We start from the raw sequence: 19,470 nt of genomic DNA on the forward strand, positions 1-19,470 counted from the left end.
TGCTGCGCGAACGCCGCCACTGTAGTCGGTTGCAGGGCGCCCGGCCACTGACCGCCGGGTCCGTCACAACCTGCGAGCGGTTTGTGATCAGAGTCACTACACTCAGGAAAGTTGAGTGGAACAAACTCAACTTACGATCCGTTGAAGAATTCGACATCACCGAGACCTGCCCGATGCAGGGAATCGGCTGCAGAATCGACATGGGGCACTCGCCTGCGCGTGGAGTGCACCGAGAAAGAAAGGGGCGCGCAGTGGACTCGTTCAATCCGACGACCAAGACCCAGGCCGCACTCACCGCCGCACTTCAGTCGGCGTCCGCTGCGGGCAACCCGGAGATCCGTCCGGCACACCTGCTCGTGGCACTGCTCGACCAGACCGACGGCATCGCCGGCCCGCTGCTCGAAGCGGTGGGCGTCGACCCGGCCGCGGTCCGCAGGGAAGCCGAGGACCTCGTCCGTCGCCTTCCGCAGACCAGTGGTGCGACCACCACGCCACAGCTCGGGCGTGAGGCGATTGCGGCCATGACCGCGGCGCAGAAACTCGCCACCGAACTCACCGACGAATTCGTCTCCACCGAGCATGTCCTCGTCGGCCTCGCCGGTGGCGACTCCGACGTCGCGAAGCTCCTCGCCGGGCACGGCGCGACGCCGGCCGCCCTGCGCGACGCCTTCACGACCGTCCGCGGCAACCGCCGCGTGACCTCCGCCGATCCCGAGGCCAGCTATCAGGCCCTGGAGAAGTACTCCACCGATCTGACGGCGCGGGCGCGCGAAGGCAAGCTCGACCCGGTCATCGGTCGCGACAACGAGATCCGCCGTGTCGTCCAGGTGCTCTCCCGCAGGACCAAGAACAACCCGGTCCTCATCGGTGAGCCGGGTGTCGGCAAGACCGCCATCGTCGAGGGCCTCGCTCAGCGCATCGTCGCCGGGGACGTCCCCGAGTCGCTGCGCGGCAAGACCGTCATCTCCCTCGACCTCGGCTCGATGGTCGCGGGCGCGAAGTACCGCGGCGAGTTCGAGGAACGCCTCAAGGCCGTGCTCGACGAGATCAAGGAATCGGCCGGGCAGATCATCACCTTCATCGACGAGCTCCACACCATCGTCGGTGCCGGCGCGACCGGCGAGTCGGCGATGGACGCCGGCAACATGATCAAGCCGATGCTCGCCCGCGGTGAGCTGCGGCTGGTCGGTGCCACAACCCTCGACGAGTACCGCAAGTACATCGAGAAGGACGCGGCCCTCGAACGCCGCTTCCAGCAGGTTCTGGTGGGGGAGCCGAGTGTCGAGGACACCGTCGGCATCCTGCGCGGCCTCAAGGAGCGCTACGAGGTGCACCACGGCGTGCGCATCACCGACTCCGCGCTCGTCGCGGCGGCGACGCTGTCCGACCGGTACATCACCTCGCGCTTCCTGCCCGACAAGGCCATCGACCTCGTCGACGAGGCGGCCTCGCGCCTGCGGATGGAGATCGACTCGCGTCCCGAGGAGATCGACACCGTCGAACGCATCGTCCGTCGCCTCGAGATCGAGGAGATGGCGTTGCAGAAGGAGAGCGACGAGGCCTCGAAGGAACGCCTCGAGAAGCTGCGCGCCGAACTCGCCGACGAGCGGGAGAAGCTCAACCAGCTCACCACGCGCTGGCAGAACGAGAAGACCGCGATCGACTCCGTGCGGGAGATCAAGGAACAGCTCGAATCCCTGCGCGGTGAGGAGGAACGCGCCGAACGCGACGGCGACCTCGGCAAGGCCGCCGAGCTGCGCTACGGCCGCATCCCCGAGCTGGAGAAGAAGCTCGAGGCGGCAGCCGCCGCGTCGGGTACCACCGCCGGTGGCGACCTGATGCTCAAGGAGGAGGTCGGCCCGGACGACGTCGCCGACGTCGTCGCGGCATGGACCGGCATCCCCGCCGGCCGCATGCTCGAGGGCGAGACCGCCAAGTTGCTGCGGATGGAGGACGAACTGCGCAAGCGGGTCGTCGGCCAGGACGTCGCGGTGCAGGCCGTCTCCGACGCGGTGCGTCGTGCACGTGCCGGTGTCGCCGACCCGAACCGTCCGACAGGGTCCTTCCTGTTCCTCGGCCCGACCGGTGTCGGCAAGACGGAGCTGGCGAAGGCGCTCGCCGACTTCCTGTTCGACGACGAACGCGCCATGGTGCGGATCGACATGTCCGAGTACAGCGAGAAGCACTCGGTGGCACGCCTCGTCGGTGCGCCTCCGGGCTACGTCGGCTACGAGGCCGGCGGTCAGCTGACCGAGGCCGTGCGGCGCCGCCCCTACACGGTGGTGCTGTTCGACGAGGTCGAGAAGGCCCACCCGGACGTCTTCGACACGCTGCTGCAGGTGCTCGACGACGGTCGTCTCACCGACGGCCAGGGGCGCACGGTCGACTTCCGCAACACCATCCTGATCCTCACGTCGAACCTCGGTGCGGGTGGCGATCGGGAGCACATCATGGCGGCGGTGCGGGCGGCGTTCAAGCCGGAGTTCATCAACCGGCTCGACGACGTCGTGATCTTCGACCCGCTCTCGGAGGAGCAGCTCGAGAAGATCGTCGACATCCAGCTCGACCAGTTCGCCGACCGCATGTCGGCACGGCGACTGACGTTGGACGTCTCGAACACCGCGCGGTTCTGGCTGGCGGTACGCGGCTACGACCCGCAGTACGGTGCACGTCCGTTGCGCCGCCTGATCCAGCAGGCGGTCGGCGACCAGCTCGCCAAGAAGCTGCTCGCCGGTGAGATCAAGGACGGAGACACCGTCCACGTGGGCGTCAGCGAGGACGGCGATCACCTCGTGATCAGCGCCTGACGGCACCCGTGCGCGGTCTCGGTGGCAGGAGCCGCCGGGGCCGCGCGCGCCTACTCTGGAAGGCGTTATGACGAATCCCCAGGATCCGCGCACCCCGCAGGAACGGGCCTACGCACTCGACGAGTCGTCGAACGGGACGGACGACGACGCGACCCGCGTGCTGCACACCGACGACCCGACCGAGGCGTACGGGCGGCCGGTCACCAACCCGACGGTGGCGTACACCCGCTACGAGCAGTGGGGCGCGCAGGGGAGCGAGTACCAGCCCACCCAGGCCTATCCCTCCCCCCAGGGTCCTTCGTTGCAACAGCCGTATCCGCCTCGGCCGGGCTACCCGCCCCCGCACGGCTATCAGCCCACACAGGTGCTCCCCGGATACGACCCCGGTAACCCGCAGACGGCGATGAACCCGGGACCGGGAACGCCGGGGCACGGAATCCCCGGGCAGCCACCCACGGGTCCGGTACCCGGCGCGGATGCCGGGAAGCCGCGCGGCCCGCGCTGGGGACTGATCGCGCTCGCCGCGGTGGTCCTCATCGCGCTCGGCGGCACCATCGGGTTCCTGCTCAGCCGGCCCGACGACTCCACCTCGCGGGTCGCGTCGGATCGCGCCCCGGCCACCGTCGCGCCCCCGCCGACGGCGACTCTCCCGCCGGCACCCGAACCGACCACACCGGGACTGCCGCTCGACCGGATCCCCGGCGGACTCGGCGAGGTCATGGGCGACGCGGGCGCGGTCGTGGGCACGATCACCGCGAACGACGGCGGCAGCATCACCCTCGGCGTCATCGGTGGTTCGACGGTCACCGTCGTCCTCACCCCCGACACCGAGATCATCACCCTGACCGGCAACACCGCCGACAGCCTCGAGGTCGGAGCGACCGCCGTGGCGACCGGCAGTGCCGTCGAGCAGGGACGGATGACCGCCGAGACCGTCGTCAGCGCGTCCCTCCCATCCTTCGGTGGTTCGGGCCGCTGACCCGCTAGGCTGACTCGACGATGACTGTCATGTGGTTCTCTCTGGCCGCGGTCGCACTGCTGGGTGCGGTCGCGCTGCTCTACGTCGACCGGACGCGGCGAGAGCAGTCGGGTCGTATCCGGGAGATCTGGGCCAAGGCGCAGGGCTACAAGTACACCTCCGCCGAGGACCACCTGCCGTCCACCTGGCACCGCGCGGCGCTCGCCAAGCAGGAATATCTCGGCGCGATCGACATCGTCCGTGGGGTTCGCCGCGGCGAGGAGTTCGTCCTGTTCGACATCGAGGAGACCGCGACGATCGTCGCGGTCCGGCGCAAGGTCGGCTCCGACGTCGACATCGATCTGCGGCTCAAGTCGACGCCGCCGCCGAAGGACCCCGACATGAACCTGCTCGGTTCGATCGGCCCGCGCATCGTCTTCGCCACCGACCTCGAGATCGCGCGACGCGTGTGCGACCAGCGGATGGTCGCGTTCACCGAGTCCATCCCCGACCACGTGCAGATGCTGTGGAGCGAAGGCGAGTGGACGCTCGGCTCGATCCCCGTCGGCAGCTCCGGACGCGAATGGGACTCGGCCATCGAGACCGTCGCGCGTTTGTCGGGCATCCTCCACGTGCTGCCGCCCGTCGTCGAACCCGAGGAACTCGACCGGGGGTCGCAGGATCCGGGACGGCCCTCCGCCCGTCACTGAGGCGGAACGCCGAGAATTGTCACTGAGGTAGATCCTCGAGAGGTGGTCGCGCGCGTCGCGTGTCGTTAGTGTGGCGGCCATGACTTCCGCCCGCCCCGTCGCGCTCGTGACCGGCCCCACCTCGGGAATCGGTGCGGGTTTCGCCCGCACCCTCGCGAGTCGCGGTTACGACCTCGTGCTCGTCGCCCGCACCCGTCCCGCCCTCGACGAACTCGCCGCCGAGCTGAAGCAGAAGTTCGGGGCGGCATCGGAGATCATCGTCGCCGACCTGGCGAGCGCCGACGGTCGCGATCTCGTCGTCGAGCGACTCGGTCGCGGCGTCGACATGCTCGTCAACAACGCCGGCTTCGGCACGACCGGCGAGTTCTGGACCGCCGATCCGGCGCTGCTGCAGGCGCAGCTCGACGTCAACGTCACCTCGGTCGTCGCGTTCACCCGTGCCGCGCTCCCGTCGATGATCGAGGCGGGCCGGGGCGACATCGTCAACGTCGCGAGCGTGGCCGGTCTGCTGCCCGGGCGCGGTTCCACCTACTCCGGCAGCAAGGCCTATGTCGTGTCGTTCACGGAAGGACTGGCGGGCGGTCTCGCCGGCACGGGCGTACGGGTGCAGGCACTGTGCCCCGGCTTCGTACGCACCGAGTTCCATCAGCGCGCCGGGATCGACATGTCGTCCACCCCGAACCTGATGTGGCTCGACGTCGACCAGGTGGTGCGCACCTCGCTCGCCGACCTCGACAAGGGCAAGGTCCGCAGCATCCCCGGGCTGCAGTACAAGGTGCTCGCCACGGCGGGACGACTGGTGCCGCAGAACCTCGTGCGGAAGCTGACCAACACCTTCGGCAACGGTCGCGGCCGCACCTGATCGTCGCCGGACGAACTGACGGCGGGTGTTGCCAGATCACGGTACGGATACACCGTGTAGGACACGCCGGGTGCAGTCTTCGACGCGATTCGTGCGCTCGGTACATTTCTGCGCGTGACGTCTGTGGCTGTGGTGCTCTGTGTTGCTGTCGTGGTTGCGGTGGTGCTGTGGTTGCGTACAGGCGTGCGCCGTGTTCGGACGTTGCAGCAACGCCACCGGGAGAGCCTGCGCCTGCTCCTCCACGAACTCGACGACCGCTACGATCTCGTGCCCGCGCTCATCGCGGCGTCGGCCGGTGCCGGTGTCGAACGTGAGCGCATCCGGCCCGTCGTCGGCGCCCGGTCGCTGGCCATCGGCATGCGCGACCAGCGTCTCGGGCTCACCGAACGCGCCGGCGCCGAGAACGCGCTGTCCGCGACGCTCCACGAGCTGATCGGTGGACTCGAAGGGGTCAACCATTGGCCGTTCATCCGGGTTGCCCGGGAACTGCAGACCCGCGAGCAGCGCATCGCCGGCGCCGTCCGCGTGCACAACGACCTCGGCGGCGTCCTGAACACCGCGGTCGGCCGATTCCCCACCTCGCTGTTCGCGAAGCTCGCGGCCGTCGGACCGGTCGTGCTGTTCGAGGCGCCCGCGCCCGTCGCCGCATCCGAACCGGCGCGGAAGCCCGATACCGTCGAGGCGGAGATCGTCGAGAGCGACGTCCGGCCGGAGTCCGAGGCGACCTCCGACACCGTCGCTGCCTGACCTGCGATCCGCAGCGACTAGGCTCGTTCCCCGACACGAGCGCGACCGCACCGGCGTCGCGCCGCCGAACGACGGGTGAGGACGCAATGAGTGACCGCGACGAACTGGCAGCACTGGTACGCGAGCTGGCGGTGGTACACGGCCGCGTGACCCTGTCGTCCGGTAAGGAAGCCGACTACTACGTCGACCTGCGCCGCGCGACCCTGCACCACAAGGCCGGCCCGCTCATCGGCAAGCTCCTGCGCGAACTCGTCTCCGACTGGGACTTCGACGCCGTCGGTGGCCTGACCATGGGTGCCGACCCCGTCGCTCTCGCCGTGATGCACGCCCCCGGCCGGCCCATCGACGCCTTCGTCGTCCGCAAGGCCGCCAAGGCCCACGGCATGCAGCGGCAGATCGAGGGACCGGATGTCACCGGCAAGCGTGTGCTCGTCGTCGAGGACACCACCACCACCGGCAACTCGCCGCTCACCGCCGTCAAGGCGCTGCGCGAGGCCGGCGCCATTGTCGTGGGTGTCGCGACCGTCGTCGACCGCGCGACCGGCGCCGACGAGGTCATCGCCGCCGAGGGCGTCGAGTACCGTTCCCTGCTCGGCCTCGCCGACCTGGGTCTGGACGACAAGTAGCCGCGTGGAGGCGCGGGTCCGGCAGACCGTCACGCATCTCGCGGACGGCCGGGAACTGATCTACTTCGACGACACCGAGCCGTTCGTCTCCGGTGCCGCGACCCGCGACCTCCACGACCGCCGCGACCTGCCGCCGGTCGCGGCGACCTCCGAGATGCGCCGCGACCCGCTGACGGGGGAGTGGGTCACCTTCGCGGCGCACCGCATGGACCGCACCTTCCTGCCGTCGGCCGTCGACTGCCCGCTGTGTCCGAGCAGGGCCGATGCGTGCACCGAGATCCCGGCCGACGACTACGACGTCGTGGTGTTCGAGAACCGTTTCCCGTCGCTCGGGGCGCCCTCGGCCGGTGGGGATCTCGTCGACGACGAGGGTCTGTGGCCGCGACGACCGGCGACCGGCCGCTGCGAGGTCGTCGCGTTCACCCCCGACCACGACGCCCGGTTCGCCGATCTTTCCGTATCCCGGGCGCGCACCGTCATCGATGCGCTCGCCGCCCGCACCGCCGCGCTGTCGCAGCTGCCGGATGTCGAGCAGGTCTTCTGTTTCGAGAACCGGGGTGTGGAAATCGGTGTGACACTGCAGCATCCGCACGGACAGATCTACGCCTATCCGTTCGTCCCGGCGCGCTCACAGGCCCTGCTCGACCGCGCCCGCGAGCATCGCGGGCGGACCGGCAGGTCGTTGCAGGGCGATATTCTCGACGCCGAACGACGCGCGGGCACCCGGCTCGTGGTCTCCGGCGACGCGTGGTCGGCCTATGTTCCCGCCGCGGCGCGCTGGCCCGTCGAGGTGCACCTCGTCCCGCACCGCGACGTCCCGGATCTCGCCGCCCTCGACGAGCACGAACGCGACGAACTCGCCGCCGTCCAGCGCGACCTGCTCGGCCGCGTCGACCGGTTCTTCCCCGGTGTCGACCGCGCCCCCTACATCGCCGCCTGGCACCAGGCACCGGTCGGTGCACCTCGCGGGGACGTGCGGCTGTTCTGCCAGATCTTTTCGTTGCGGCGGGCCCCGGACAAGCTGAAATATCTCGCCGGATCCGAATCCGCGATGGGCGCGTGGATCAGCGACACCACCCCCGAACGGATCGCCGAACGTCTGCGTGAGGTGGCGCCATGACACTCGCAGCGACCGCCCGCGCACTGTTCGCGGCCGAGTTCGGCACCGAACCCGAGGGCTGCTGGTGCGCTCCCGGGCGTGTCAATCTCATCGGTGAGCACGTCGACTATGCCGGGGGTCTGTGCCTGCCGATGGCGATCCCGCAGGTCACCGTCGTCGCGGTACGTCGCCGCTCCGATCATCTGCTGCGCGTGCGCAGTTCCGGTTTCGACGGCGTCGACTTCGATCTGCGCGACCGGCACGTCGACGGCTGGGCCGCCTACGTCGCCGGCGTGATCTGGACGCTCGACCCGCCGGGATTCACCGGCGCGGACATCGCGGTCGCATCGGACGTGCCCGTGGGAGCGGGACTCTCGTCGTCCGCGGCGCTCGAGACGTCGGTCGCGGTGGCACTCGCCGACCTGTCCGGGTTGCCCCTCGACGACGACGGTCGTGACCGGCTCGCCGCGGCGTGCGTGCGCGCGGAGAACGACTACGCCGGTGCTCCCACGGGTGGGCTCGACCAGCGGATCGCCCTCCACGCCCGCCTCGGCCACGCGCTGCTCCTCGACTTCGCCGACGGCAGCAGCGAACACATCCCGTTCGACGCGGAAGCCCGTGGGCTGACCGTGCTGGTCGTCGACACCGGCACCGGACACGAGCTCGCCGACGGACAGTACGGGCAGCGCCGCCGTGAGGTCGAGGACGCCACCCGACTGCTCGGTGTGGAGAGCCTGCGCGACGCCTCGTCGGCGGACCCGATCGACGATCCCGTCCTGCGTCGCCGCGCCCGGCACGTGATCGACGAGATCGCCCGAGTTCAGGAGGCCGCGGAGTTGTTGCGGGCAGGGCGGATCCGGGATCTCGGACCCCTGCTCGATGCGTCGCACCGTTCGTTGCGCGACGACTTCGAGGTCAGCTGCCTCGAACTCGACACCGCCGTCGACGCGGCCGTCGCTGCCGGTGCACTCGGCGCCCGGATGGTGGGCGGCGGTTTCGGCGGGTCGGCGATCGCGCTGTGCGAGGACGACCGCGTCGACCCGGTGCGACAGGCCGTCGCCCACGCCGCTGCACGTCGCGATCTTCCGGCGCCGACCTTCCTGCGCGCCACGGCGTCCGGCGGTGCGCGCCGCTGCTGACCCCTCCCGGGTACTGTGCGCGCATGGGTTGGTTCAGTCGCACGAGGTGGGGTATCGAGCACGCGGTGTTCGCGGCGGTGTCGGCCGCCACCGTCGTCGGGGGAGTGTCGGGGAACGAGACGCTGCAGCGGGTCGCCAAACCGCTCATCGCACCGGCGCTCGCCGTGCGGGTGCTGCGCCGCTCCCGCGACACCGATCGCGCCGACACCGCCCTGCTGGTCGCGGGTCTCGCGGCCGCCACCCTCGGCGACATCGCCATGATCCGCTCCGACGAGGACCGTCGGATCCTGAGCGGTGCAGCCTGTTTCGGCGTCATGCAGACCGCCTACTCGAGCATCCTCGTCCGGCGTGGTGCGCGGGTGTCGAAGCCGGTCGCGGTGCAGCGTGCCGGGGCTCTGGCCGGTGCGGCCGGTCTGCTCGCCGCCCGCAACCGCTCGGTGGCCGCGCCGCTGACCGGATACGGCGCCCTGCTCGCCACCACCGCGACCCTCGCCGGAGACCCCGCACTCGCGCCCGGTGCGCGAGTGCGCGCGGGTCTGCCCGTGCCGGGTGCCGACCGGCGCAGTTGGCTCGGTCTCGGCGGCCTGATCTTCACGCTGTCCGACGGATCGATCGTGGTGCGCCGCACCCTGCTGAAGGACGAGAAGACGCGCGCGGCGGCGGAAGGATTCGTGCTGGCCACCTACGTCGTGGCCCAGCTGCTGCTCGTGGAAGGGCTTCTCGCTCTCACGAGCCGGGACCTCTAGGGGTAGAGGACGATCCGGTCGCGGTCGAGCGGATCCACCCAGATGCTCACGACCTCACCGGCCACGTAGCGGTGCAGGTCGCGGCGGTCGACCTCGTAGACGACGGTGCCGCGATAGGGTTCCGATCCGGGCACCGTGAGCTCGAGGTCGAGCCGCGTCAGTTGACCGGTCGAGGTCATGTCGAGCGGTGTCGCGGAACGGATGGTCGCCCATCCCTCGTAGCCCTCACGTTCGATGCGGCGCATGACCTCCGAGCGACGACCTGCGAGCGCCACCGACAGGCCGAGCACGGTGCCGTACAGGCTGACGAGGAAAACCACCTGGAAGCCCTCGGTGCCGGGTTCGGAGATCGGCAGGAACAGGTTCATCCACAACGCGAGAACGACGACATATCCCACGGTGACGAATGCGACGGTGGCGACGATACGACGATTCACAGCTCCTCCGATCCCAGCCTATCCCCGCTGTGCGCCGTCGGCTCCCGCCCGCGATTAGGGTGATCCCATGTCCGTTCCCAGCGTGGTGATCACCGGAGCCGCCGCCGGTATCGGCCGCTCCACAGCCCTGCTCTTCGCCCGTCATGGTTACCGCGTCGGTGCCTTCGACATCGACACCGCGGGGCTCGCGAGTCTCGCCGAGGAGGCCGCCTCGATCACCGCGGGACGGATCGTCACCGGTGCCCTCGACGTCACCGACATCTCCGCGTGGACCCGCGCACTCGAGGAGTTCTGCACCGACGGCCGGCTCGACGTCCTCGTCAACAACGCCGGGCTGCTGTCGTCCGGGCCGTTCGAGGACACCCCGGCGACTCGGCACCGTCAGCTCGTCGACGTCAACGTCACCGGTGTCGTCCTCGGTTGCCACGCGGCCTTCCCGTATCTCCGCGACACCCCCGGCGCGCACATCGTGAACATGTGCTCGGCGTCGGCGCTCTACGGACAGCCCGAGCTCGCCACCTACAGCGCCACCAAGTTCGCGGTGCGCGGCCTGACCGAAGCACTCGAACTCGAGTGGGCACGCCACGACATCAAGGTCCAGGCGCTGTGGCCGCTGTTCGTCGACACGAACATGGTCGACGGGATGGACATCGGCTCGCGACGCTCCCTGGGCGTGAACCTCGGCGCCGACGACGTCGCCCGCGCGGTGTTCGACGCGACCCGCCCCACGCGGCGCTCGGGACGCGTGCATCGGCCCGTGGGCCGGCAGGCGACCGTGCTCGCCACACTCGCCCAGGTGTCGCCCGGATGGATGAATCGCCTGGTCAACCGGCGCCTGACCGGCCACTGACACCGCTCGATAGAGTGACACCCGCACGTCGTCGGGAAGGGTGTTGCGTGAGAATTCGGATGTGGCCGGTCGCAGTCGTTGCGGGTGCGGCACTGTTCGTCGCAGGATGCGGAGGCTCCGCGGACGGGCCGGAGGCCGACTCCGGAGCGACGTCGACGACGACCTCGGCGGCTGCCCCGACGACCGCGTCCACGACGGTCGCTCCGAGCACCACCGAGGAGACGACCCCCTCGACGACCGAACCGGCTCCCGAGCCGGAGACCTCCACGGAGGAACCCGCTCCGCTCGCGCAGGTCGAGTACCAGCGCAACGAGTCGTACTACTTCAGCAGCCCCGACGGCACCTTCGAATGCGGCATCGTCCGGCTGCCCACCCGCACCGAGGCGGGCTGCGAGGGACCGACCGATCCGATCCCGCCGCGCCCCGAGGACTGCATGGTCAACTGGGGACTCGGCATCCGCGTGCAGGACTCCGGTGAAGGGGAGTTCGTGTGCTCCGGCGGACCGGTCTACCTCTCACCCGACGGGGCGAGCCCCGCACTGCCGCCGGGATCGCCGCTGTCGCAGCTCGGCTACACCTGCGCCACCACCGCAGCCGACGTGACCTGCACCAACGACGCCACCGGTCACGGTTTCCGCGTCGCCGCAGGTTCGAACGAGACGTTCTGACGGTGACCGACACGCATTCCGAACCGGCCGTCGAGGACGTGGCAGGCCCCACCGAGTGGGGTGAACACCCGCACGGCGTCGGACCGTGGATCGAGGAGTTCGGCACCGAGCCGCCGACCGATCCGCGCTACGATCCCGAACTGCTCGCCCACGGCGACCGGCGCAACGTCGTCGACGCCTACCGCTACTGGACCCGTGAGGCGATCGTCGCGGACATCGACCGTCGCCGGCACCCGCTGCACGTCGCCATCGAGAACTTCGCGCACGACGCGAACATCGGAACGGTCGTCCGCACCGCCAACGCGTTCGCCGTGGGCACCGTGCACATCGTGGGACGACGCCGATGGAACCGGCGCGGAGCGATGGTCACCGACCGCTACCAGCATCTGCTCCACCACCCCGACGTCGACGCGCTCGTCGCATGGGCGGCCGAGCAGGACCTCGAGATCGTCGCGGTGGACAACACCCCCGGCTCGGTCCGGTTGGAGACGGCGACCCTGCCGCGCCGCTGCCTGCTGCTGTTCGGGCAGGAGGGACCCGGCGTCACCGAAGCGGCCCGCAACGTCGCGTCGATGACGGTCTCCATCGCCCAGTTCGGCTCCACGAGGTCCATCAACGCGGGTGTCGCCGCGGGGATCGCGATGCACGCGTGGATCCGGCAGCACGCCGATTTCTCGGACGCCTGGTAACACCTGCCCCGCATTCCGGGATGAAAGTCGCGCGGACCGTCGTCGGGACGGCCGTCGGTCGGGCAGTGTGGAGGGTGATGAACACCGCAGCAGGACAGCGTTCGGACGGAGTCGAAGCCGCCCGGTGGTCGCAGCGGGCCGACGCCGCAGAGGGTGCGATCGTGTCGCGGCACATCCGTCGTCTCTGGGCCCTGCCCGGCACCGCGCTCGGGGTGGTCGGATGGCCCGCCGTCCGACGCGAGCGACTGTTCCTCTCCTGGAACTACTGGTGGCAGGCGCACCTGATCGACACCGCCGTCGACGCCGCCGAGCGCGACGCCACCCCGCGCCGCCGGCGCCGTGTCGTGCGGCTTGCACGCACCCACCGCATCCGCAACCTCACCGGCTGGACCAACAACTACTACGACGACATGGCGTGGCTCGGCCTGTCGCTCGAACGGGCCGAACGGCATCTCTACGTCGACCACCGCGGCGCGATCGCGACCCTCGTCGACGAGCTCGTCGACGCCTGGCAACCCGAGCACGGCGGCGGCATCCCGTGGCGTCGGCGGGACAACTTCTTCAATGCCCCCGCCAACGGTCCGGCAGCGCTGCTGCTCGCCCGCACCGGCAAGGTCTACCGCGCCGAGGAGATGGCGGACTGGATCCACGAGGTGCTGCTCGACCCCGAAACGGGTCTCGTCCTGGACGGCATCCGCGAGGGCGTGCACGAACGCGCGATCTACAGCTACTGCCAGGGGGTGACGCTCGGCCTCGAGACCGAACTCGCCCTGCAGCTCGACGACCCGCGGCATCGTCGCAGGGTCCATGCACTCGTCGCCGCGGTCGACGACCATCTCACCGAACGCAGCGTCGTCACCGGCGGGGGAGGCGGCGACGGGGGACTGTTCAACGGGATCCTGGCCCGCTATCTCGCGATGGTCGCCACGACACTGCCCGTCGTCGACGGCGACGACATCCGCGCCCGCAACGTCGCGGCACGGATCGTGCTGGCGTCGGCGGAGGCCGCCTGGGAGAACCGGCTGCAGGTCGAGGAGTTGCCGGTCTTCGGTCGCGACTGGTCGCGGCAGGCGCGGCTGCCGGGCCTGGGCACGTCGGTCGCGCGGTTCGCGGGCGGCACCGTCCGCGAGTCGGCGGTCGCCGAACGCGACATGTCGGTGCAGCTCGGCGGGTGGATGCTCATGGAGGCTGCCTACGCCGTCGCCGCCTCGCGGTCCTGAATCTGCAGCCGCCTCGCGGTCCTGAATCTGCAGCCGCCTCGCGGTCCTGAATCTGCAGCCGCCTCGCGGTCCTGAAACGGAAGAAGGTGGATCCCGGCCCGTTCGTTCGACGGGCGGAATCCACCTTCTGCGGTGTGAGGACCGTTCCTACTTGCTCTCGATGCGGTTGATCGGCATCGTCGCGGGCTCGGCCTCGGCGGCCGGCGCCTCACCGTTCTTGGCCGCACGACGCGAGCTGAGCACGCGCTTGCCGACCTCGGTGATGATCGGGATCACCGAGACGAACACGATGCCCAGGAAGATGATGTCGATGTTGTCGGCGATGAACGTGATCTGGCCCAGCAGGTAGCCGAGCAGCGTCACACCCGCGCCCCACACGATGCCGCCGAGGACGTTGTAGACGATGAACACGCGGTAGGGCATCTTCGCGGCGCCCGCGACGAGCGGAGCGTAGGTGCGCACGATCGGCACGAAGCGTGCCAGGAAGATCATCGCGGGACCGTGACGCAGGAAGAACTGGTGCGCCTCGTCGATGTAGGCCTGCTTGAAGAGCTTCGCATCGGGCTTGAACAGCCTGGTGCCGCCCTTCGCGCCGATGAGGTAACCGACCTGGTCGCCGAGGACGGCCGCGATCGGGATCGTCACCATCAGCACCCACAGCGGGGCGAACGGCTCGACCTCCGCCGACTTGGCCGCCGCGATCAGACCCGCGGTGAACAGCAGCGAGTCGCCCGGGAGCAGCGGGAACAGCAATCCGGACTCGATGAACACCACGAGCAGCAGCCCGATGAGCATCCAGGTTCCGAACGAATTGAGCAGATTGACCGGATCCAGAAACCCCGGCATCAGGGCCAGATTGGTCACGGACTCCGAGGCTTCGAACACAGTCACGCGGTCCAGGGTACCGGCGGGGTCCACCTGTCCCCGAATCCCGGCATCGGGCGCGGGACGGCCCGAGTATCGAGGAGGCGTGTCACTTGACATACTGCAGGGACAACCCGGGCACCCACCACATCCCGGTGGGATGCCGATCGACTCTCATCTGGAGGACAGCCGCTGTGCCTATCGCGACTCCCGAGGTCTACGCCGAGATGATCGCCCGCGCGAAGGAGCACTCCTTTGCGTTCCCGGCCATCAACTGCACGTCGTCCGAAACGATCAACGCCGCCATCAAGGGCTTTGCGGACGCCGGCAGCGACGGCATCATCCAGTTCTCGACCGGTGGCGCCGAGTTCGGCTCGGGCCTGGGTGTGAAGGACATGGTCACCGGTGCCGTGGCACTCGCCGAGTTCGCTCACGTCGTCGCCGAGAAGTACGACGTGACGATCGCCCTGCACACCGACCACTGCCCGAAGGACAAGCTCGACGGCTTCGTCCGTCCGCTCATCGCGATCTCGCAGGAGCGCGTGAACAACGGACAGAACCCGCTGTTCCAGTCGCACATGTGGGACGGCTCGGCCATCCCGATCGACGAGAACCTCGAGATCGCGCAGGAGCTCCTCGCTGCCGCCAAGGCCGCGAAGATCATCCTCGAGATCGAGATCGGCGTCGTCGGCGGTGAAGAGGACGGCGTCGAGAACGCCATCAACGACAAGCTCTACACCACGGTCGAGGACTTCGAGAAGACCGTCGACGCGCTCGGCGCCGACAAGGGCCAGTACCTGCTCGCTGCGACCTTCGGCAACGTCCACGGCGTCTACAAGCCGGGCAACGTCAAGCTCAAGCCGTCCGTCCTCGCCGAGGGCCAGGCCGCCGCGTCGAAGAAGCTGGGTCTGCCCGAGGGGTCGAAGCCGTTCGACCTCGTCTTCCACGGCGGCTCGGGCTCGCTGAAGTCGGAGATCGACGAGGCGCTGAGCTACGGCGTCGTGAAGATGAACGTCGACACCGACACGCAGTACGCGTTCACCCGCCCGATCGCGGCACATATGTTCAGCAACTACGACGGTGTGCTCAAGATCGACGGCGAGGTCGGCAACAAGAAGACCTACGACCCGCGCAGCTACCTCAAGAAGGCCGAGGCGTCCATGACGCAGCGTGTCATCGAGGCCTGCAACGACCTCAAGTCGGCGGGACGCTCGGTCTCGGCCAAGTAATACCTACCGATACCCGAAGGGCGCCGACGTTCTCGTCGGCGCCCTTCGTCGTCCCTGCGGTGTGCAGAAATCGTCGCGAAGGCGAACGACGATTTCTGCACACTCGTGGTTGCTGTCGTCCCGTTATTCGCTGCAGACCTTCCACTGCTCACCGTCGAGCGTGAGGTCGAAGGTGCGGTCGGTGACATCGGCGGGATTGTTCACCGTATGTGCGGTGACCTGCGCGATGGCGGTGCCGTCGGTGATCTGGATGCGGTCGACGCTCGTGATCACCGGGATCTCGCCCTGTTCGACGGCGAGCCGGTGGATGTCGCGGAAGTTCTCCGGATCGACGGTCTCGTAGAAGTCGGAGAGCGCTCCGCAGGTCGACTCCTGCAGGACCGAGAGGTCGCCCGATTCGAGTGCTCCGACGAAGGTGTCGATGCTCGAGCGGATCCGGCTCTCGGGGGAGTTGTCGGCGCGGTCCTTCAGGAACACGAACACCCCGGCCGCGACGATCGCCACGACCACCAGTACGGCCGCAGCTCCGGCGGCGATCAGCCAGCGTCCGCGGCTCCTGTCGCGGGCCGGCGGGATGCGCGTGGGCGTGGGCTGGACAGCGACGCGGGCGGGTTCGGGCTGCACCGGCGGTTCCTCACCGCGCGGTGAGATGCGCTGCGGCGGGGCCTTGGGCACGTGGCTGCGGACCGGGATCTGCACGGTGGGCGCGTCGGCGGCGGAGGTGGCCTCGGGCCCGGGTGTGGGCGTGGGTTCCGGTTCGGTGGCCGGACGGGACTCGGTGGTCTCCGGTTCGACGACGGGAAGCGCCACGGTTTCGTCCGTGGTGATGCTCTCGTCCGTAGCCTGCTTCGGCTCGTCGGCCTGCTCTGCTTTGTCGCTGCTCGCGTCGGCATCAGCGGACGCCGCCTCGGTGGTCGGCTTCTCCGGTTCCTCGGAGACCTGCTCCGCCGGCTCGTCGGCCTCCTCGGCTTTCTCGGACGCTGCTTCCTCGGGCGCCGCATTCTCGGACGCTGCTTCCTCGGCCGTCGCCGGCTCGACGGCGGGTTCGTTCTCCGTACCCTCGGCCGGTGTTTCGACAGGAGGGGTCGTCGAAGTCTGCTCGGGTGACTCTTCGTTCTTCGGGTCCGACAACGTGCTGCACCTCGCTCGACGGCCTGCGGTTACCCGGGGACTCTATCGAGCCTTCACGACGGAAGGGCAGAATGACCCCATGACGTCTTTCGGTGATCTTCTCGGACCGCAGCCCACCCTTCTCCCCGGCGACGACGACGCGGAGTCGGCTCTGCTGAACAACGAGGACCCGGCGAAGGTCGCAGCCGACCATCCCACCGCCTCGATCGCATGGGCGTACCTCGCCGAGGCCGCACTCGACAGTGGCGGGACGATCCAGGCCTACGCCTACGCACGCACCGGATACCACCGCGGCCTCGACCAGCTGCGCCGCAACGGCTGGAAGGGTTTCGGTCCCGTGCCCTACAGCCACGAACCCAACCGCGGCTTCCTGCGCTGCGTCGCCGTGCTCGCCCGGGCCGCCCGGACCATCGGTGAGTCGGACGAGCACGCCCGCTGCCTGGACCTGCTCGAGGACTGCGACCCGCGGGCAGCGGAAGAACTCGGCGTCGAATAGCCGCCGCCGTACATGTCTGTATCGAACAGACTGTCCGCGGCGACCCGGCGTCGACCCACCCGTCAGGGAGCTCGTAAACGCCTGACCGACTCGTTCGAACGGCTGCGCTCATCGGCGCTGCCGATCGTGCAGTGCGCGCTGGCGGCGGGTCTGGCGTGGTGGGTCGCGAAGGATCTGGTCGGGCACCAACAGCCCTTCTTCGCACCCATCGCGGCAGTCGTCTCCCTCGGGCTCGGCCTCGGCGCCCGGTTGCGGCGTTCCGTCGAACTCGTCTGCGGTGTGACCGTCGGGATCGGCGTGGGCGACCTGCTCGTCTCGCTGATCGGCAGCGGACCGTGGCAGATCGCCCTCGTCGTGACGATCGCGATGAGTACGGCGGTCGCGTTGAACAGCGGACCGATCTTCGCGATGCAGGCCGGGAACTCCGCGGTGCTCGTGGCGACGCTGCTGCCACCCGGTGGCACCGGTGGGCCCGACCGCATGGTCGACGCCCTGGTCGGTGGTCTCACGGGGATCGCGGTCGTCGCCATGATCCCCACCCATCCGGTGCGACGTGCCCGGCGCAACGCCGCCGAGATCCTCGCGACGGCGAGTGAGGTCCTGAGGAAGGTCGAGACCGGGCTCGTCGAGAACAACCCGAAACCGATCGAGGACGCCCTCAAGCAGGCGCGGGCCACCCAGCCCGCGATCGACTCGATGCGCACCCACCTCAAGGGCGGTCGGGAGATCAGCCGGATCTCGCCGCTCTACTGGAACAGCCGGGGCCGGCTGGCGGTACTGACCTCCGCGGCCGACCCCATCGACCACGCGATGCGCAACATCCGGGTGCTCGCGCGCCGGTCGCTGACCCTCGTCCGCGACGACGAGATCCTCGATCCGCGGCTCGTGCAGCGGTTCGTCGAGGTGGCCGATGCGGTGGACGTGCTCCGCGAGATGGTTCTCGCCGAGCCGGGGGAGCAGCCCGACCAGGCCGAGGCTGCGCGTGTGCTGCGCAGCATCGCCAAGAAGATGGATCCCGACCTCATCGCCGGGGCAGGGGTCTCGGCGACGGTGGTGTTCGCGCAGATGAGGTCGCTGATCGTCGACCTGCTGCAGACCGCCGGACTCAAGCGGATCACCGCGATCGCGACCCTTCCCCCCACCGTCGAACATCCGGCCTACGACCCGGACGAATAAGCGCCTCCGCCCCCGCCGGGCACGTAGCCGTTGAAACATATGCGCATTCGTGCATACGATGGCCCGAAGTTCGGAGAGGGAGTTCGATGGGTTCGGGTCACGGGCACTCACACGGCGTCGGCCACGGTCACGGTCAGGGCGCCGGTCCCACGCGCGCCGTCATCCGGCGCATGGCCTTCGCACTGGGCATCCTCGGAGCGTTCTTCGTACTCGAGGCGCTCGTCGGTCTCCTGATCGGCTCCCTCGCCCTGCTCGCCGACGCGGGCCACATGCTCACCGACGTCGTCGGGGTGTCCATGGGCATGGTCGCCCTCATCCTGGCCCGGCGCGGGAGCAGCGCGGCGTCGCGCACCTTCGGCTGGCACCGCGCCGAGGTCCTCACCGCGATGGTCAACGCGGTGCTGCTGCTCGGCGTCGCCGGCTGGGTCTTCTACGAGGCGATCGACCGCATCGGCGACGCCCCCGAACTCCCCGGCCTGCCCATGATCGTCACCGCCCTCGCGGGACTGGCCGCCAACATCGTCGTGATGCTCATGCTGCGGGCGGACGCGAAGGACAGCATCGCGGTGCGCGGCGCCTACATGGAGGTGCTCGCCGACGCCGTCGGATCCGTCGGCGTCCTCATCGCGGGCGCACTCGTCATGATCTTCGGCTGGAGCCTGGCCGACGTCGTCGTCGGTGTGCTCATCTCCCTGTGGGTCGTGCCGCGCGCCCTGCGACTGGCCGCCGAGTCGCTGCGCATCCTCACGCAGACCTCGCCCGCACATCTCGACGTCGACCTCCTGCGCACCGACCTGCTCGCGCTGCCCGGCGTGTGCGGCGTGCACGACCTGCACGTGTGGACGCTGACCACCGGCATGGACGTCGCGACCGTGCATCTCGTCAGCGACCACGACCCGCAGTGGATCCTCGACTCGGCGCGCACCGCGCTGTCGTCGCACGGACTCGAGCACGCCACCGTCCAGGTGGAGTCGACGGTCGACGGCAAGCAGTGCGAGAAGGACGTCACCTGGTAG

Annotated in this window: 20 protein-coding genes; 17 read left to right on the top strand and 3 right to left on the bottom strand. The window is 69.4% G+C overall.

Annotated elements, in window-relative coordinates:
• Nucleotides 1-251: 251 nt before the first annotated feature.
• The 9 genes from clpB (at nucleotide 252) to ACPCXD_RS04045 (ending at nucleotide 9,694) form a co-directional block, all read left to right on the top strand.
• The gene (gene clpB, locus ACPCXD_RS04005) at nucleotides 252-2,807 is read left to right on the top strand and encodes an ATP-dependent chaperone ClpB (protein WP_088898890.1); all 2,556 of its coding nucleotides are present in this window, start codon (nucleotides 252-254) and stop codon (nucleotides 2,805-2,807) included.
• Between the two features lie 67 nt (nucleotides 2,808-2,874).
• The gene (locus tag ACPCXD_RS04010) at nucleotides 2,875-3,786 is read left to right on the top strand and encodes a hypothetical protein (RefSeq protein ID WP_088898891.1); all 912 of its coding nucleotides are present in this window, start codon (nucleotides 2,875-2,877) and stop codon (nucleotides 3,784-3,786) included.
• Between the two features lie 29 nt (nucleotides 3,787-3,815).
• Nucleotides 3,816-4,475, top strand: a complete 660-nt coding sequence (locus ACPCXD_RS04015; RefSeq protein WP_145692341.1) for a TtfA family protein — start codon at nucleotides 3,816-3,818, stop codon at nucleotides 4,473-4,475.
• 79 nt (nucleotides 4,476-4,554) lie between these two features.
• Nucleotides 4,555-5,337, top strand: coding sequence for an SDR family NAD(P)-dependent oxidoreductase (locus tag ACPCXD_RS04020; RefSeq protein ID WP_016691487.1), 783 nt, complete (start codon nucleotides 4,555-4,557; stop codon nucleotides 5,335-5,337).
• A 159-nt stretch (nucleotides 5,338-5,496) separates the two neighbouring features.
• The gene (locus ACPCXD_RS04025) at nucleotides 5,497-6,084 is read left to right on the top strand and encodes a LemA family protein (RefSeq protein WP_423658861.1); all 588 of its coding nucleotides are present in this window, start codon (nucleotides 5,497-5,499) and stop codon (nucleotides 6,082-6,084) included.
• Nucleotides 6,085-6,170: 86 nt separating this feature from the next.
• Nucleotides 6,171-6,710 carry an orotate phosphoribosyltransferase gene (gene pyrE, locus ACPCXD_RS04030; protein ID WP_016691489.1) on the top strand — a complete coding sequence of 180 codons (540 nt, stop codon included), beginning with the start codon at nucleotides 6,171-6,173 and terminating at the stop codon, nucleotides 6,708-6,710.
• A 4-nt stretch (nucleotides 6,711-6,714) separates the two neighbouring features.
• Entirely contained in the window at nucleotides 6,715-7,830 is a 1,116-nt protein-coding gene (gene galT, locus ACPCXD_RS04035; RefSeq protein WP_160876837.1) for a galactose-1-phosphate uridylyltransferase, read from the top strand.
• Entirely contained in the window at nucleotides 7,827-8,948 is a 1,122-nt protein-coding gene (galK, locus tag ACPCXD_RS04040; RefSeq protein WP_160876835.1) for a galactokinase, read from the top strand. The genes galT and galK overlap by 4 nt, the downstream gene beginning before the upstream one ends.
• A gap of 23 nt (nucleotides 8,949-8,971) precedes the next feature.
• Nucleotides 8,972-9,694, top strand: a complete 723-nt coding sequence (locus ACPCXD_RS04045; RefSeq protein WP_088898895.1) for a lysoplasmalogenase family protein — start codon at nucleotides 8,972-8,974, stop codon at nucleotides 9,692-9,694.
• On the opposite strand, the gene ACPCXD_RS04050 is transcribed toward ACPCXD_RS04045, so the two are convergent.
• Nucleotides 9,691-10,131: a hypothetical protein gene (locus ACPCXD_RS04050; RefSeq protein WP_016691493.1), complete on the bottom strand. Its 441-nt coding sequence runs from the start codon at nucleotides 10,129-10,131 to the stop codon at nucleotides 9,691-9,693. The two genes, ACPCXD_RS04045 and ACPCXD_RS04050, sit on opposite strands and share 4 nt — an antisense overlap.
• 67 nt (nucleotides 10,132-10,198) lie before the next feature.
• Here ACPCXD_RS04050 and ACPCXD_RS04055 point away from each other — a divergent pair, with 67 nt between their 5' ends.
• From ACPCXD_RS04055 to ACPCXD_RS04070, 4 genes are all read left to right on the top strand, one after another.
• The gene (locus ACPCXD_RS04055) at nucleotides 10,199-10,981 is read left to right on the top strand and encodes an SDR family oxidoreductase (protein WP_160876831.1); all 783 of its coding nucleotides are present in this window, start codon (nucleotides 10,199-10,201) and stop codon (nucleotides 10,979-10,981) included.
• 59 nt (nucleotides 10,982-11,040) lie between these two features.
• A complete protein-coding gene (locus ACPCXD_RS04060) occupies nucleotides 11,041-11,649 on the top strand; it encodes a hypothetical protein (RefSeq protein WP_160876859.1) in 609 nt (202 codons plus the stop codon).
• A 2-nt stretch (nucleotides 11,650-11,651) separates the two neighbouring features.
• Nucleotides 11,652-12,338 carry a TrmH family RNA methyltransferase gene (locus tag ACPCXD_RS04065; protein WP_016691496.1) on the top strand — a complete coding sequence of 229 codons (687 nt, stop codon included), beginning with the start codon at nucleotides 11,652-11,654 and terminating at the stop codon, nucleotides 12,336-12,338.
• Between the two features lie 77 nt (nucleotides 12,339-12,415).
• A complete protein-coding gene (locus tag ACPCXD_RS04070) occupies nucleotides 12,416-13,558 on the top strand; it encodes a glycoside hydrolase family 76 protein (protein ID WP_423658523.1) in 1,143 nt (380 codons plus the stop codon).
• 147 nt (nucleotides 13,559-13,705) lie between these two features.
• Here ACPCXD_RS04070 and ACPCXD_RS04075 read toward each other — a convergent pair whose 3' ends face one another.
• Nucleotides 13,706-14,404, bottom strand: coding sequence for a VTT domain-containing protein (locus ACPCXD_RS04075; protein ID WP_160876857.1), 699 nt, complete (start codon nucleotides 14,402-14,404; stop codon nucleotides 13,706-13,708).
• Between the two features lie 212 nt (nucleotides 14,405-14,616).
• On the opposite strand from ACPCXD_RS04075, the gene fbaA reads away from it, so the two are divergent.
• Nucleotides 14,617-15,651, top strand: coding sequence for a class II fructose-bisphosphate aldolase (gene fbaA, locus ACPCXD_RS04080; protein ID WP_016691499.1), 1,035 nt, complete (start codon nucleotides 14,617-14,619; stop codon nucleotides 15,649-15,651).
• A 123-nt stretch (nucleotides 15,652-15,774) separates the two neighbouring features.
• Here fbaA and ACPCXD_RS04085 read toward each other — a convergent pair whose 3' ends face one another.
• Entirely contained in the window at nucleotides 15,775-16,782 is a 1,008-nt protein-coding gene (locus ACPCXD_RS04085; RefSeq protein ID WP_423658525.1) for an Rv0361 family membrane protein, read from the bottom strand.
• 79 nt (nucleotides 16,783-16,861) lie between these two features.
• Here ACPCXD_RS04085 and ACPCXD_RS04090 point away from each other — a divergent pair, with 79 nt between their 5' ends.
• The 3 genes from ACPCXD_RS04090 to ACPCXD_RS04100 all read left to right on the top strand — a co-directional run bounded on the left by ACPCXD_RS04090 (nucleotide 16,862) and on the right by ACPCXD_RS04100 (nucleotide 19,470).
• On the top strand, nucleotides 16,862-17,278 hold the full coding sequence (locus ACPCXD_RS04090) for a DUF3151 domain-containing protein (protein ID WP_145692344.1): 417 nt from the start codon (nucleotides 16,862-16,864) through the stop codon (nucleotides 17,276-17,278).
• Between the two features lie 12 nt (nucleotides 17,279-17,290).
• Nucleotides 17,291-18,454 carry an FUSC family protein gene (locus ACPCXD_RS04095; RefSeq protein ID WP_016691501.1) on the top strand — a complete coding sequence of 388 codons (1,164 nt, stop codon included), beginning with the start codon at nucleotides 17,291-17,293 and terminating at the stop codon, nucleotides 18,452-18,454.
• Between the two features lie 86 nt (nucleotides 18,455-18,540).
• Nucleotides 18,541-19,470: a cation diffusion facilitator family transporter gene (locus ACPCXD_RS04100; protein ID WP_016691502.1), complete on the top strand. Its 930-nt coding sequence runs from the start codon at nucleotides 18,541-18,543 to the stop codon at nucleotides 19,468-19,470.

It is taken from the genome of Rhodococcus sp. AB351 (genome assembly GCF_049538275.1).
In the GTDB taxonomy this organism is placed as follows: domain Bacteria; phylum Actinomycetota; class Actinomycetes; order Mycobacteriales; family Mycobacteriaceae; genus Rhodococcus.